Origin of the sequence: Paenibacillus sp. MER TA 81-3 (assembly GCF_023713585.1) — a bacterium.
Lineage (GTDB): Bacteria > Bacillota > Bacilli > Paenibacillales > Paenibacillaceae > Paenibacillus_B > Paenibacillus_B profundus.
In genome coordinates this window covers 49,805-64,773 of sequence record NZ_JAMAWB010000026.1, presented here as the reverse complement: position 1 = coordinate 64,773, position 14,969 = coordinate 49,805, and the positions used below count along the sequence as shown (strand labels likewise).

Annotated in this window: 12 protein-coding genes and 1 pseudogene; 9 read left to right on the top strand and 4 right to left on the bottom strand. The window is 45.6% G+C overall.

Annotated elements, in window-relative coordinates; genetic code table 11:
* Positions 1-82: 82 nt before the first annotated feature.
* A complete protein-coding gene (locus M3650_RS26905) occupies positions 83-766 on the top strand; it encodes an ABC transporter ATP-binding protein (RefSeq protein ID WP_251579216.1) in 684 nt (227 codons plus the stop codon).
* Positions 763-3,360: an ABC transporter permease gene (locus tag M3650_RS26900; protein WP_251579214.1), complete on the top strand. Its 2,598-nt coding sequence runs from the start codon at positions 763-765 to the stop codon at positions 3,358-3,360. The genes M3650_RS26905 and M3650_RS26900 overlap by 4 nt, the downstream gene beginning before the upstream one ends.
* 71 nt (positions 3,361-3,431) lie before the next feature.
* Here the strand turns inward: M3650_RS26900 and M3650_RS26895 are convergent, their stop codons facing one another.
* The gene (locus tag M3650_RS26895) at positions 3,432-4,631 is read right to left on the bottom strand and encodes an MFS transporter (protein WP_251579212.1); all 1,200 of its coding nucleotides are present in this window, start codon (positions 4,629-4,631) and stop codon (positions 3,432-3,434) included.
* Between the two features lie 103 nt (positions 4,632-4,734).
* On the opposite strand from M3650_RS26895, the gene M3650_RS26890 reads away from it, so the two are divergent.
* On the top strand, positions 4,735-6,456 hold the full coding sequence (locus M3650_RS26890; protein ID WP_251579210.1) for an ABC transporter substrate-binding protein: 1,722 nt from the start codon (positions 4,735-4,737) through the stop codon (positions 6,454-6,456).
* A gap of 74 nt (positions 6,457-6,530) precedes the next feature.
* Here M3650_RS26890 and gltS read toward each other — a convergent pair whose 3' ends face one another.
* Positions 6,531-7,718, bottom strand: coding sequence for a sodium/glutamate symporter (gene gltS, locus M3650_RS26885; protein WP_251579208.1), 1,188 nt, complete (start codon positions 7,716-7,718; stop codon positions 6,531-6,533).
* Positions 7,702-8,643: a formimidoylglutamase gene (hutG, locus tag M3650_RS26880; protein WP_251579206.1), complete on the bottom strand. Its 942-nt coding sequence runs from the start codon at positions 8,641-8,643 to the stop codon at positions 7,702-7,704. The genes gltS and hutG overlap by 17 nt, the downstream gene beginning before the upstream one ends.
* A 157-nt stretch (positions 8,644-8,800) precedes the next feature.
* Here hutG and M3650_RS26875 point away from each other — a divergent pair, with 157 nt between their 5' ends.
* The 3 genes from M3650_RS26875 to M3650_RS26865 all read left to right on the top strand — a co-directional run bounded on the left by M3650_RS26875 (position 8,801) and on the right by M3650_RS26865 (position 11,908).
* Positions 8,801-9,718 (top strand): LysR family transcriptional regulator, encoded by a 918-nt coding sequence (locus M3650_RS26875; RefSeq protein ID WP_251579204.1) that lies wholly within the window; start codon positions 8,801-8,803, stop codon positions 9,716-9,718.
* A gap of 180 nt (positions 9,719-9,898) precedes the next feature.
* Complete coding sequence (locus M3650_RS26870) at positions 9,899-10,117, top strand: hypothetical protein (protein WP_251579202.1); 219 nt, start codon at positions 9,899-9,901, stop codon at positions 10,115-10,117.
* Between the two features lie 1,365 nt (positions 10,118-11,482).
* Complete coding sequence (locus M3650_RS26865) at positions 11,483-11,908, top strand: transposase (protein ID WP_251579271.1); 426 nt, start codon at positions 11,483-11,485, stop codon at positions 11,906-11,908.
* Positions 11,909-11,981: 73 nt separating this feature from the next.
* Here the strand turns inward: M3650_RS26865 and M3650_RS26860 are convergent, their stop codons facing one another.
* The gene (locus M3650_RS26860) at positions 11,982-12,566 is read right to left on the bottom strand and encodes a LysE family transporter (protein WP_251579200.1); all 585 of its coding nucleotides are present in this window, start codon (positions 12,564-12,566) and stop codon (positions 11,982-11,984) included.
* A gap of 114 nt (positions 12,567-12,680) precedes the next feature.
* On the opposite strand from M3650_RS26860, the gene M3650_RS26855 reads away from it, so the two are divergent.
* The 3 genes and pseudogenes from M3650_RS26855 to M3650_RS26845 form a co-directional block, all read left to right on the top strand.
* Positions 12,681-13,238, top strand: coding sequence for a helix-turn-helix domain-containing protein (locus M3650_RS26855; protein ID WP_251579198.1), 558 nt, complete (start codon positions 12,681-12,683; stop codon positions 13,236-13,238).
* 164 nt (positions 13,239-13,402) lie between these two features.
* The gene (locus M3650_RS26850; RefSeq protein WP_251579196.1) at positions 13,403-14,074 is read left to right on the top strand and encodes a DJ-1/PfpI family protein; all 672 of its coding nucleotides are present in this window, start codon (positions 13,403-13,405) and stop codon (positions 14,072-14,074) included.
* Positions 14,075-14,328: 254 nt separating this feature from the next.
* Positions 14,329-14,744: pseudogene (locus M3650_RS26845) on the top strand (hypothetical protein); the annotation flags it as partial.
* Positions 14,745-14,969: the final 225 nt, after the last annotated feature.

The following is a 14,969-nucleotide window of genomic DNA, read 5'->3' as shown; positions in this document are numbered from 1 at the left end:
AAACTGTCATTTTCCGAGTCACTGGAAAGTCATTTTAGACAGATAAAATGAGTTCCATCAGCAAATCTATGGAGGTTGTACCATGACCATTTTACACATCGAACATCTGTCTAAAATTTACGGGAAGGGCGAGTCATCGGTTAAAGCGCTTGATGATGTTTCTTTTTCGGTTGAAAAAGGGGAGTTCGTCGCCATTATCGGTCCATCCGGATCAGGGAAATCGACGCTGCTGCATCTGTTAGGCGGCGTGGACCGGCCGACCAGCGGCAAAATCCTCGTTGATAATACGGACATGTACAGCTTGAATGAAACGCAGTTAGCGATTTTTCGACGCAGGCAAATCGGCTTGATCTATCAGTTCTACAATCTGATTCCCGTCCTGACGGTGGAAGAAAATATTACGCTGCCGCTCTTGCTTGATAAGCAGAAGGTGGATCGGAAGCAGCTTGACGATCTCGTGAAGACGCTGAGCCTGCAGCAGCGTCTGAACCACCTGCCGAATCAGTTATCCGGCGGACAGCAGCAAAGGGTCTCGATTGGCCGAGCGCTCATTGGCAATCCGGCGATTATGCTGGCGGATGAGCCGACCGGCAACCTGGACAGCAAGAATAGCAGCGAGATCATCGACTTACTGAAAATGTGCAACAAAACCTATCAACAGACGCTGATCGTGATTACCCATGATGAACGGATTGCTCTGCAAGCGGACAGGGTCATCTCGATTGAAGACGGACGGATCGCCAAGGATGAGGTGATTCGCCCATGAATATCGTCAATAGACTCACCGTCAGACATATGAAGCACAACAAGAAACGAACGCTGGTCACCATCATTGGCGTCGTGATTTCGGTGGCGATGGTGACGGCTGTGGCCACGCTTGCTTTTTCTTATTTGGATGTCATGAAAAGGCAAACCATCGCGGATGGAGGGGAATGGCATGTCCTATACAAGGATGTAAACAGGGAACAACTTGAAGCGATTAAAAATGATGATGAAATTAAAACCGTTGTGCTCATAAGAGATCGCGGCTACGCACCTTTGGCAGGAGGTCAAAATCCAAGCAAGCCATATTTGTTCATCAAGGAGTATAATGCACAAGGTTTAGCTGAATTCCCGATTGAATTGAGCAAGGGGCGTCTTCCGCGCACAGACAAGGAAGTCGTGATTTCCGAGGCCATCGCAACGAACGCAAAGGTCAACTACGAGATCGGCGATCAGCTCGCTCTCCAGGTTGGCGAACGGTTCACTGAAGGCAGGGATAAGCCGCTGAATCAATGGGAAGCATTGCGAGTGGAAAATAACAATGTGACCGAGACCTTAAAAAATGTCACGAGAAGGGAGTACTCGATTGTCGGCATCATCAAGCGCCCTGCCTGGGAACCGACGTGGGCGCCGGGATATACGGCGATTAGCTATGTGGATGAGAACCTGCTGGGGGCGAATGATCAAGTCAATGCGGCGGTTGTCTTGCAGAAAGTCAATCGTTCCTTGTTCGCTCATGCGGAAAATTTGGCAAAGAACAACAACATCGAATCCGTCCAATATAATCACGAGTTGCTTCACTATTATGGCGTGGCCAAGACCGAAGCTGCGCAAAACACGTTGTTTTCATTATCCGCCATTATTATGGCAGTCATTATGATCGGTTCGGTTTCGTTGATCTATAATGCGTTTGCGATTTCCGTCTCGGAGCGTTCCCGTCATTTAGGAATGCTTGCGAGCGTAGGGGCTACGAAGAGGCAGAAGAGAAATTCAGTGTTCTTTGAAGGTGTTATCATTGGGTTGATCAGTATTCCAACGGGAATGATATGCGGTCTTGTCGGGATTGGGATGACCTTGTGGTTCATCAATTCCATGCTTCAAGGGGCATTGGGGATTACGGAAAAATTAACGGTCATCGTCACGCCGCTGTCGCTCTTGATTGCCTGCGCTGTTTCGATGCTGACGATTTTCATTTCAACGTATTTCCCAGCCATAAAAGCGTCTAAGATCTCCGCCATTGATGCGATTCGCCAAACCACCGATGTGAAGCTTGCGGGGAAAGCCGTGAGGACGCCGATGTTCATTCGCCGACTCTTCGGAATCGAAGCAGAGATAGGATTGAAAAACTTAAAAAGAAACAAGCGAAGGTACAACGCGATTGTATTTTCACTCGCTATCAGTATCGTTCTGTTTCTTGTCGTCTCCTTTTTCACCGCCAGCTTGAAAGAATCCTTGGTACTCTCACAGGATGGCGTCAATTATGATCTTCAAGTGTCGTACGGCAATGAAAAAAGAATAGACGATCGGTTGCTTCAATCCATTGCATCCCTTGATGATGTACAGGAATACAGCGTCATTCACGAGTTATACGGGGAGGCTTGGTTAGAAGAAGCAGTAATCGCTGATCAATTGAAAGAGATGGTAAAGGAGGATAAAAGCAGGCTTAGGGATGGAAAATACCCTTACTTCATTCGGATAAATGCATTAAATGATTCTAATCTGAAGGCTTATGCCAAAGCAGTTGGTGCAGATTACAACCAGCTAACGGACCCAACACATGTAGCGGCGATTGTAATCGATACGATTCACTATAAAGATATGGAAACCGAAAAATACGTCGAAGCGAAGGCCATTTATAAGAAAGTTGGCCAAAGTATCGATGTAATCTCTACACGTATAGATGGGGGCTCAGTAAAAGAAATACTTGTAAACAAAGTAAAAATAGCTGCACTGACCGATCAATATCCGATGGGGATGGTTACAGAAGGGTTAGGCAGGTTAAATATTATCGTGTCAGAGCGAGTCATGGATCAGTTTATGTACGATAAGGGGAAGGATGAGAGTCACACCTATCTCTACCTGCAAAGCTCGGATCCAATGAAAATGCAACAGAAAATTGAAGATATGAAAGAGGCGAATTTGGTTGTTCACAATATGTATCAATATCGAAAACAGAACGAACAGAAGATTCTGTTGATGTCCGTATTTTCTTACGGCTTTATCGCATTAATTTCATTGATTTCGATTGCGAATATTTTTAACACGATCTCCACGAGCATCTCTTTGCGCAAGCGGGAATTTGCGATGCTGAAATCGGTTGGAATTACTCCAAAGGGCTTTAACAAAATGATGAACTATGAAAGCATCTTTTATGGAATTAAGTCGCTGTGTTACGGGCTTCCTAGCAGCTTCGTCGTGATGTACTTGATCTACAGAGCGATGATGAACAAATTTAACTATGGATTTGTATTTCCATGGATGAGTGTTATGTATGTCATCGCTGCCGTATTTGTCATCGTTAGTTCAGCAATGCTATACTCCAGCGCAAAAGTAAAAAAGGAAAACATTATTGATGCAATAAAGCAGGAGAGTATATAGGATTGAAACAACCTCTATAGATTATTATTCTAATAAGCGTAAACATGACGAGAGCATGTTTACGCTTATTTTTACGTGGCCGATCGAAATGAACCCTTGGCTAAATAGATGGCCAGGAATGCGACAATGGCACTGGAGATCAGGAACAGACAGGGGATCGGCAGATGCTCGGCCCATAGACCGGACAAGATCAAGCCAAGCGGCAATACGAGCTTCATGAACATCGAAGAAGTGCCTGCGACGCGTCCCAGCAAATGATTGGGGGTAGATTCCTGGCGAATCGCCAAATAAATGATGTTGATGATAACGGTTGTGCAGGTCCGGCAAGCTAACAGTATCGCGAGCTGCCACCAATGCGCCGCGAAGAAAAATAAGCAAAGCACGAGCGCATCCACGCAGAGCATGGCATGGAAAATGGCGCCTCTCTTCCATTTTTTACGCAGCATCTTCAGGCCCTTCGCGCCGGCAATGCCGCCGAACGCAGAGACGGAGAACATCCAGCCCACCTCTTGCGGTGACGATCCCAGCTCATCTACGGCATAAAATACGAGAACGCCGATAACGAGACTCGTTGCAAAATTGGTAAATAGAATGGTCAATGTCGGCGGAAGCAGCGTCTGATTGCCGAACAGCTCGGCAATCCCTTCCTTCATATCTTGCCACAGGGTCTGCCCTGTCTTCCATTCTGGCGATGGCACCGGATCGATCAGAAAGACGGTCAGCCATAATAGGATGAGACTGATGACATAAATGAAGAGCATCCATTCATATGCGAGCCAAATGATAAGGAAGCCGGCGATGGAAGGGCCGATGATCGAGAGAACGGTTCCAAGCAAGGAAAATCGGGCCTGAATATCCGTCAGCATCTCGCGGGGAAACAATTGCGGCACAATCGCATGCTTCGCATTGCCGAAGGTGTAGCTTAGGGTCGAAAGCAAAAAACCGAACAGATACAACTGCCAAAGATGCAGCGCGTCAAGCCATATCGACAGAACGAGGATCGAGGCCAGCGCGGCTTGCAGCATGCTTGTCCACTTCATCATCTTCCTCCGATTTATCCGGTCGACCATCGCACCCGCCAGCATGCCAAGCAGCACGTTCGGCAAAAAATCCATCACGCGCATGGTGCTCATGGCGATGGCGGATTGGGACCACTCGTAAATAAATAACGGCAGAATGAAGCTATAGATTTGGCTGCCCATGGTGACGATGAACGTGCCGGCATATAACACATGGAAATTCCGGTAATGAGGCAATGCTTGCTTTGTCATGCTTCTTCTTCCTTCCATCTAGGTTACACCTAGTTTAAAATGAAGAAACAGGAACAAAAAGTGATCATATTTCAAGATTAGTTCCCCTTTTAGGAGGAAGAGTATGTATCCTTACTTGATTGAGCTAGCCAAACGCTTTCCCCAAGGCATCGAGATCGAGACGGGGATTGACGAGCTGGCATCTGTATTTCATTGCTCCACGCGTTATACGAAGACCCTCCTCAAAGAACTGCACCGGCAAGATGCAATCCGCTGGACCTCCTTTCAAGGCAGAGGGAAGAAGCCCCGTCTTCTGTTGAAAAAGGGTCTGCATGAAGTGATTCGCCTTTATTTTCAAGCGCTGTGGCAGAAAGACGATTTTCAAAAGGCGTTTCAGCTCATTGCGGAGCACGATATGTTCCAAGACGAGGAGATCAAGCGGCTGATCGAGGAGGCGTATGGCCTGCACCATATTGTACATAATGCGAAGCCATTGGATGTGTTCCGCTATCCGTATCCGAATACGCGCGTCGTGCTCGATCCGCTGCACACGATTTCGCGGCATGATGTCCATTTCGTTGAACAGTTGTTCGAACCGCTGCTTCGGTACGATCAGGAGCTTCAACAGGCGGTGCCCAATCTTGCGCAAGCTGTCGACAGCGATGATGGGATAACTTGGCGAATCCTGCTTCGCAAAGGGGTGCGCTTCCATGATGGCTCTGCCGTTACAAGTCAAGATGTCGCGGCTGCATTGAGGCGAGCCGTGAACAGGGACAGGATGTTCATCGCTATCGAGCGCATTACGATTCAGGATGACGGTTCCTTGACAATACAGTTGAAGGAATGCAACTACTTATTCCCGAGAATGTTGTGCAGCCCGAAGCTGTCCATTGTGTCGTTCCGTTGGATTGAGGAGGGCGAAATCGGCATTCCGGCAGGAGCCGGGCCTTTCCGTCTGGCATGCCAAACGGATACGTTGATCAAGCTGGAAGCCTTCGAGCATTATTTTGGCTACCGGCCATGGCTTGATCAGGTCGAGGTGATTCATACCCCCAATTCATTGACATTCGGCTTGTCGACCAGCGTATCGAGCGAGCCGGATGAAGGGGCGATGAGGATGGAGCAGGTGGAGCAGGGAGCTGATTATTTGCTGCTCAACTGCAATGAGACGAGCGTGTTTCATGATGAGGCTGCTAGGCGTTGGCTGTATGATGCGATCTCGAGCGATGCGTTTTGTTTAAGGAAAGAGGGCGAAATCGCGGCGACAAGCTTTTTGGCACACCGTTCCGAGCGTCAAAGGCCACAGGTAAACGTACGGTCAAAGCCTGACATCCAGTGGCCGGTCATCCGCATTCGGGTCCAGCAGATTCGGCCGGATGCCAATCATATGAGAGAAGCGCTGGTGCTTGAGCGGCTGCTGCATGCGCATGGACTGGAATGCTCGCTTGAGATCGTATCTCCTGCGGAGATCGACGAGGAAGCGCGCAACAAGTATGATTGCTTCGTCGGGGGGACTGCTTTCGGCAAGGACTGGATGATGTCGGCGATGGCCATGCTGCAGGTCAAGGGCAATTACTTCATGTCGTCTATGTCTGAAGAGGGCCGAAGACATGTGCAGTCCCTCCTGCTACAGATCCAATGTGAGCAATTGGAATCGGCCAGAGTGCGATTATACGAGGAAATCGAGTCGTATTTCACGGAGAGTGCCACCCTCAAATTTCTGACTCATCGCCGCCATACGCTGTATGTGTCGAAAAACAGCCCCTTTTATAATATTAAAATGGATGCCAACGGGAAAATAGACTATCGTGCCATCGTGAAGAGCCATCATTCATCGGGCCAATGAACGAAGGGGAGCCGCTAGAGCTCCCCTTCGATAATCTTCGCCAAATAGTCATCAGGATTATTTTTTAGTTGATATTATTTAAATAAATTCAGCGTCGTAATAATGATTGGCACGGCAAACACATCGATAAGAAAGGCGCCTACAATGGGAACGATCAGATACGCTTTTCGGGAAGGCCCGAAGCGTTCCGTTACCGCAGCCATATTGGCCATTGCATTGGGTGTGGCGCCAAGGCCATGTCCCGTAAAACCGGCGACCATCACGGCGGCGTCATAGTTTTTGCCCAGCAACTTGAACAAAACGAAAATCCCGAACAGAACGATAAATAGGACTTGTACAAGCACGATGGCGAGAATTGGAAGCGCAAGATCGGCTACTTCCCATAGCTTGATGCTCATGAGCGCCATAGACAGGAAGATGCCAAGCGTCACGTCACTAATCAGGTTGATGCTCTTCATATCGATCGTATTCGGATTGAGTTTATCCACGATGTTGCGGACGATAACGGCCACAAACATGGCTCCGACATATCCGGGAAGGACAAAGCCTGTCGCTGACGTGAACAGCTCTCCCAAATACGTCCCTAACGCCATACAGAATGTAATGAGCAGCACTTGGATGAAGAAGGTATTTGTCGTTATCGGTTGAACGTTTTCTTCCACGTCCGCTGCTTCTTCTTTTGTTTCCGTCGGCTTCAGATTGTATTTAGCCATCAAATATTTTACCGTCGGGCCGCCAACCAGACCGCCGGCGATAAGACCGAAGGTAGCTGCCGCGATCCCAATAGACAATGCCGAGTCGATTCCCATATCTTCAATCGTTTGTCCAAATGCGCTTGCCGCTCCATGTCCGCCTTCCATAGATACGGCTCCTGCCATCATCCCGATCAGCGGATGAATGCCGAATAACGAGGCGAGGGAAACCCCGATCACGTTTTGCGCTAAAGCCAGAAATCCGCAGGCAAGCCAGTAAATGACGAGCAGCTTGCCGCCTAATTTGATGAGTTGAAAGCTTGCGCCCAAGCCTACCGTGGTGAAGAACGTGAGCATGAATAGACTTTGGAGCGAGGTATCCAATGCAATTTCCAAAAGCCCCGTCGTTTTCAGGATCGTGGCCAGGATGGCAAACAGCAGACCCCCGACAACGGGCGCCGGAATACAAAACTTTTGCAGTACTCCCGATTTTCTGACAATGACGGTTCCTAGTACGAGCAGGGCTACGGCCAAAAATATCGTATTCACTTGATTAAGTGCCAGTGTCATCATTGTTCCTCCCCATAAATGCCATAATGGCTTCATTCGTCAAGTATGCACCTAGCTTTATAGTTCTTCCGTTCTCGTCAACAGCCGGATTCACCTCGCAAATATCGAAAGAAAGCGCTTTCTTGTGGGAAGCGACAGTGCGGATAAGGGCACGAACAACCATCGGCGTTAACCCGAAAGGAGACGGAGCGCTGACTCCCGGCGCAAATGCCGCATTGAGAACATCGGTACAAAGGGTGAGCATGACATAATCCTGTTGCTCCATGAACGCGTGTAATGATGAAGTGATGTCATCCATCTGTCCTTCATGCATCTCTTCCTCGCAAATATAGCGGGCACCGAGATCGTCCGCCTTATCAAACAGTTCCTGCGTATTTCCGAAACGCTGGATACCAAGCACAAAATAGCGGCTATTGCTGTCTTGCTCCAATATTTGTCGGAACATCGTTCCTGATGAAGGCTGATTGTCGTAGGGTCGCAAGTCGAAATGGGCGTCAATGTTGATGATTCCTAACGAAGCATCTGGTCCTATATGTTGCCGGACACCTAAATAATGTCCATACAGCGTCTCATGTCCTCCGCCTAAAATAATGGGAGTCGCGGATTTTGAAAAGAGGTCAGAGACGGCATGGCCCAATGCTTCTTGGGCTTCTTCAAGCTTTTCGTCGGGACAAACCACATTGCCCGCATCGACAAGGCGATGACCTTCCGCTGCTCTCCAGGGGAGACTTGCGAGCGCTTGTCTGATTGCGTTCGGAGCGTTCGCCGCGCCTAATCTCCCTTGATTGCGCCGAACGCCTTCCTCGCATTCAAAACCGATGATGGCGCAAGTATTAGTAGAGGAGGTCTTCCATGGTGTATCCAGCTCCACCCGTTCCACGATTTGATGGTAGCGAAAGCTGCTTCTTCTTTCCGTATGATCCATTCGGCCGGTCCATACATCGGCTCCAACATGTTTTGGCAATGTCCCCACCCTTTCTGCATATTCTGTTGTTTCATTATATGATGACATTCTTATAATTTAAAATATATAATATAAATAAATTAATAGCATCAAGTTATAAATCGAAGGGAAGATCGTTTTGGACATCAAACAATTACATTATTTTGTGACGGTCGCCGATCAGTTGAGCTATTCCAAAGCCGCACAAAAACTGCATATATCACAGCCTTCTTTAAGCAATGCCATTAAAAATTTGGAGCGTGAGGTCGGCTCGCCGTTGCTTGAACGAAGCACGAGAAAAATCGAACTGACGGATGCCGGCAACGTATTGTATCAAAAATCGATTCGGCTTCTTTCCCAAATGAACATTTTAAAAAAGGAGATGGAAGAAGTAAAGCAGACCGGCAGCGGGGAGCTTGTGATTGGCATGATCGAGTCCGTGAGGCAGTGGGTTCCGAAAGTGATCCGTGAATATCAAGGCCGTTTTCCTTCCATTCATATTAAGCTGATGGAGGTGCTGAGCAGAAAATCGGTAGTCGATTCATTGCGGAAATACCATACCCATCTCATTATTACAAACCAGTGCATCCACGAAGATGATATTGAATCGCTCCCTTTGTATAAGGAAAAGTTAGTCCTGGTGCTGCATAGGGATCACGCTCTATCCCAGAAGGAATCCATTATATTCAAAGAGTTGGAAAGAGAACCCTTCATTATTAGCATGGAAGGATTCCAGACAAGGGAAGATATTTTAGAAGCCTTTGCGCTCGAGCAAGCGTTTCCGAACATCAAATTTGAAATTGAACGGTTTGAGACCGCTTTGACATTGGTAGGAGAAAATCTTGGGGTCGCCATTATCCCAGAAAATTATTTAGTTGAACCGAAGGATGTATCGATTGTCCGAAAAACGATGGATTCACCAGCGCTGGAACGAACGGTCTATTTGACGTTTATGAAAAATCGGTATTTGGCACCTGCGGTTCAATGCTTCTTGGAAGAGATCCAACGCAACTTTGCACAGGGGAACGAAGCAACGGATAGTATAGATGAGATATGAATGATCCTAAATGAATTCAATCAAAAGCGCACGAGAATCGTCAATAAAAAAGGATGTGCGTACATCGTTCTTTTCAGAGACACTTCAATCTGTCTGTAGGCGGAGGAGGTGTCTCTTTCTATGTAAGATGATATTTCCAATATTACACACTGTAGGTATACTTAGGGGAAGGTGAGCGTTGTGAGTATGAATTTGGAAACGTTTAGTGAAGCTGGAGAAGAAATAGATCTGACAAGAAAAGCCTGCAAGTGTCCATTCGCTACGCTGCTCTTTTGCTACCCTTTGCTGGAAGCGGGTACGGAGTTGCGGGATATTCAGGAGCTTTTTGATCATCCGAGCTCTCGAACAACGGAGCGCTTTACACGCATGTCAGCAACGATCCCATCCGGCGCGTTATGAGTCCGCTCCGCCCGATCGGATAATAGTGATATGGGGGAGGGAAAAAACGAAATGAAGAGAGTAGTTGCCTTTGATGCAGGGAGGTTCGTACATTTTCACGACTTTGTAGGTATTTGCGAAGTTCGTAGATATCACCGTATATAGGGTATTTGCGAACTTCGCAAAAAAAACGTTATCAGAACAGCTTCGTTACTTATCTCAAGATATTGGAGAGGCGGTACTCTTTCCGTTCGGCGTTTCCGATCACTCTCCCCTCCATTCAGTAACAACGATTCCAGCATCGCCCAGGCGCTCTATGGTGTGGTCGAACGGTTGATGTAATATTGGGAGGAGCGTCTCCAACTGTAGGCGTTGTGATATAAAGGTGATGTTGCTGCATCGTCTGAGAAGCAATGTTACTAGAGACATGTATACCAAAGTTAACCTCACCATACGGGGGGATGCCCCTTCTGAACGAGAGGGAGAGTGGAGAGAAGTACGTGACAGCGTATCGTTATTGGTTGGAAATGTGATCTTTCTTTAATTCAATTTATATAGGTACCCCGATGTTGAAAAAGAAGAGGATGATTATTATCCTGGAGGATTCTTTGATAACAAGTAGGCATTATAATAATCGTTTATTTTGTAAGCAACTCAGATGGCACTTCACCTAACACCGTATCTACGCTGCGGGCGTCGCCCTTGGTTCGCAAGAAGAGATAGGCAAAGAAGTGGAATCAGCTCACAACCCTGCGAGGCTAAGTCCGTCGTACCCGGCGCTGTGCGTCTTAAGCCTCTCGGGTTCGTAGATACAAGAACGTTATCAGAAATTACTGTAAATTACTGTGCATGCCGAAATTCGCTGTACTTAAATGTAAAAAGAGACACCCTTGACTCTCTGTGTAAAATAGAAGTGCTATCAACCACTCTGCATAGAGGAGATCAAGAAATGTCTCATACGTATACGTTAACAAAGCATCGCAATTGGAACAATATCTTTCGGCAATGGAAACTCCCGTTGTATTTTTACAAATCTGTACTCAATCACATCACTTACTTTGTAGATGGTTTGTTGTCATCTGGATTTACAGGTACCTTAACAGACATACATCGTGAAAGCTTGCATCGTCGGGATCGTAGAAACTTAAGTCATTTTTTATCCCATGGGAAGTGGGATGAACGTTTCCTGAAGCAAATCGTACGTAATATCGCCTATCAGCAAGTCAAATTCAGCGCTAACACAAAAACAGTCCTATCTTTGTCCTTGTAGATGATACGGTGTGTGAAAAAACCAAACCTTCGTCACGGGCGGGTGATGTAGTATATCCCTTTGCAACAGAACGTTATGAATCCAAAAGCAAGAGCAAGATTGATCTGGCTTGTGATATGATCCGGCAAGTGCCCAAGTCTCATTACCTAACTTACGTATTAATGGATTCGTGGCATCCCTCAGCCTCTGTTCTTCAGGTGAGTAGCGAGCAAGGATTCCATGTCATTAGCGCTCTGAAGACCAATCGTATCATCTACCCACAAGGGATTCGCCAATCGATTAAAGAATTTGCCTCGTTTATTTCGAAGTCTGATACCGATCTCGTGACCATCGGAGTAGACTCTTATCGCGTTTATCGATACGAAGGAAAGCTCAATTTGCTTGATAATGGAGTCTTCCTTTTCTGCTGGAAAGCAGATGTTTCTCTAACCAACAAGCAAATTTTGAGCTATTATAGCAAGCGATGGTCGATTGAAACGTTTTTCGAACGGCGAAAGTCCACCTTGGCTTGGATCGATATCAGGTTCGATCTACGAAAGTGATCGATCGCTACTGGGCGCTACCATTTTCTTGAAGTGTTTATTGGCATGTACAGTAATTAAATCGAATGAATTTCTAAGGATAAATGATTGATACTGCACAATATACAAGCAGCAAAGCCATGATGATATTAAACGGCTTCCTGTGCTTTGTAAGAAAGGATTGAAAAAGGGAGCCAAACAAGCTCCAGCTAAAGCTGCTCAGAAAACCAACGAAGCCTAAAGCCAACGCGAACATGAAATAGCTAAAATAAGTGCTGTAATAAGGAAGGATATACGTTGCCACTACTGCAATACTATACAAAATGCCTTTGGGATTAATGAATTGCATAAAGGCCCCAATCCAAAAAAGGTTCTTGTGTTTTGGTTCCTGATCACGGCTTTGGCTATTACTAGTCAATAATTTGTAAGCTAAATAGAGCATATATGCTGCGCCAAATATCATTAGCGGTGTTTCAATAACAGGCAGAAGATTGGTGAGCAGCAGATTAAATACGGTACACAATAACGTAATAACGAAAAATCCTCCGCCTACCCCGGCACAAAAAATCAAAGAGCGTTTCAAACCTATTTGATTAGCAAATGCCATCGCCATGATATTGTTCGGACCAGGAGTAAAGCTGCTAACGATGACAAACAATAGGAATGATATAAACGGCATTTTAGAACCTCCCTTTAGGGTGTGTGTTATAATGTTCAAAACGTACACTATAGTGAATGTTCTTTATATTGTATAAAATGATCGTTATAACGTAAATACCTTGAGGTGAACAGGATGGAAGACATTCAATATATTCTTGCTAAAAATTTGAAGGCTATTCGCGAGAAAGAAAAGCTAAGCTTAGAAAAGGTCGCAGAGTTGAGTGGTGTAAGCAAAACGATGATCAGTCAAATTGAGAGAGGTGAATCAAGCCCCACCATAACTACCATCTGGAAGATTGCCAATGGGCTAAAGATTTCTTTCTCTTCATTGATTATCGAACCTGAGCAAGAAGCAAAAGTGGTGCTGCGTAATGAAATGAAAGTGCTAACGGAAGATAGCGGAAAATATCGAGTCTACCCCTCATTTCTCTATCAGGAGGATAGACGCTTTGAGATATATAGTGTAGAAATTGAAGCACATGGGGAACTGAGCTCAAATTCCCATAAAGATGGTACAGAGGAGTATATCACCGTGTTTGAAGGACAATTGATCATTCAAGTAAATGATCATGTACATCACCTAAATAGCGGAGACTCTATTCGTTTCAAAGCCGATCGGCCCCACCTGTATTCCAATCCTGGCGATACCTTGACCCGCTTAAGCATGACCATTTATTATCCTATGAAATAGGATGAAAAAAGAAAGCAGATCAGGCTTCATGCCATCTGCTTTCTTGTTAAACCCGGTCGCATGCGCTCCCTTAAGCCTCTCGGGCTCGTAGATACAAGAACGTTATCGGAAAGCCCCTAATTATAAAAAATAAGTAAAACCATAATTCAAAGTAGGAGAACATTATGAAAAAACAATATAATGTTGGAATTTTGGTATACGACTTCATTGATATTCTAGATTTTGCAGGCCCTTCCGAAGTTCTTTCATTAACCGCATTTTCTAATTTTCAACAAAACATCATGTTGTATAAAAGAAATCTACCAAAAGGAAAACCTTTCCTAGTTAAAACTGTTTCAGAAACAGGAAATACAATTAAAACCCATACAGGAACAGTAATTCACTCTGATTATAATCTAAATAATGCCCCTCAATTTGATATTTTAATCATTCCTGGAGGACCATTACGAGCTATTAATAAAGTAAGAAAGAATAAAAAGATAATTGACTATATAGTTCAATCGAAAAACATTGAAATGATATGTACGGTATGTACAGGTTCACTTATTCTAGCTGAAACCGGACTCTTGGATGGAAAGGTAGCCACAACTCATCATTTGGCCTTATCCTTACTTAATCAAAAATCGACAGGTATTCAAGTCGTAAAAGATAAAAAAGTAGTTAAGGATGGAAATATCATTACATCTGGAGGAGTATCTTCAGGAATCAATATGGCATTGTACCTTATAGAAAAACTAATAAATAAAGAAACAGCACTTAGAACGGCAAAAATTTTAGAGTTCAATAGCTATTTAGAAAGTGAAACAATGGATGTTATGGACAAAATTAATTTGTAAGAAGCTTAAGAGGACGGGGCCATCCGATAACACTGTTCTACACTGCGGGCTTTACCCTTGGTTCGCAAGAAGATGTAGGCAGAAAAGTGGAATCAGCTCACAACCCTGCACTGGCTAAGTCCGCTGGATCCGGGCTAACGCCCCTTAAGCTAGTGAGGGTTTGTGAATACAACAACGTTATCTGAAAGTCCCTAAGAGCATAAAATAGAAGCAACGTATTTCCAAAATAGTTCTTGTTTTCATGGAGGTAAAACATGGATTACACTTCACAGATTGAAGCAGCGTCAAAGGTGAAATCGTGGCCTAAAGTTACCATAGCGGCGGGTCGTCGTCATACCGTTGGTCTTAAATCAGACGGAACGGTGACGGCTGTGGGTGATAATAAATATGGCCAATGTGATGTGGCGGCTGACGCGATATTGTGACGGTTGCGGCTGGTAATGTTCATATGGCGACGAATACGGGTAATGCTCATACAATCGGTCTTAAATCAGATGGTACGGTGGTTGCTGTGGGTTGGAATGAGTATGGCCAATGCAATGTAAGTGGCTGGCGCGATATTGTGGCGGAAGCGGCGGGTTGCGCTCATTCTCTCGGCCTTAAATCTGACGGTACGGTGGTTGCTGTGGGTGATAATAAATATGGTCAATGCGATGTAAGCGGCTGGCGCGGCATCCAACTGCCCGGCAATTAGTTTTAAATCAATTTGAATTGAGAGATACATATGTTGTCGGACCCGGCGCATACGCGCCTTAAGCCTCTCGGGTTCGTGAACACAAGAACGTTAGCTGAAACCCTTGCAAGAGTGTAAAATGACTATAGAGGATTAGGGATAACCTCGCTGTGTAGTATGTATTTAAAGAATTGAAGGAAAGCTCGGAGGATCGCGCTTCTT

Bases quoted from the DNA above. Each gene is read 5' to 3' on its own strand.
- M3650_RS26855 (WP_251579198.1), top strand. From the start codon at position 12,681: ATGGAAGACATTCAATATATTCTTGCTAAAAATTTGAAGGCTATTCGC.
- M3650_RS26850 (WP_251579196.1), top strand. From the start codon at position 13,403: ATGAAAAAACAATATAATGTTGGAATTTTGGTATACGACTTCATTGAT.
- M3650_RS26890 (WP_251579210.1), top strand. From the start codon at position 4,735: ATGTATCCTTACTTGATTGAGCTAGCCAAACGCTTTCCCCAAGGCATC.
- M3650_RS26860 (WP_251579200.1), bottom strand. From the start codon at position 12,566: ATGCCGTTTATATCATTCCTATTGTTTGTCATCGTTAGCAGCTTTACT.
- M3650_RS26895 (WP_251579212.1), bottom strand. From the start codon at position 4,631: ATGACAAAGCAAGCATTGCCTCATTACCGGAATTTCCATGTGTTATAT.
- gltS (WP_251579208.1), bottom strand. From the start codon at position 7,718: ATGACACTGGCACTTAATCAAGTGAATACGATATTTTTGGCCGTAGCC.
- M3650_RS26900 (WP_251579214.1), top strand. From the start codon at position 763: ATGAATATCGTCAATAGACTCACCGTCAGACATATGAAGCACAACAAG.
- M3650_RS26905 (WP_251579216.1), top strand. From the start codon at position 83: ATGACCATTTTACACATCGAACATCTGTCTAAAATTTACGGGAAGGGC.
- M3650_RS26865 (WP_251579271.1), top strand. From the start codon at position 11,483: ATGATCCGGCAAGTGCCCAAGTCTCATTACCTAACTTACGTATTAATG.
- hutG (WP_251579206.1), bottom strand. From the start codon at position 8,643: ATGGATCATACGGAAAGAAGAAGCAGCTTTCGCTACCATCAAATCGTG.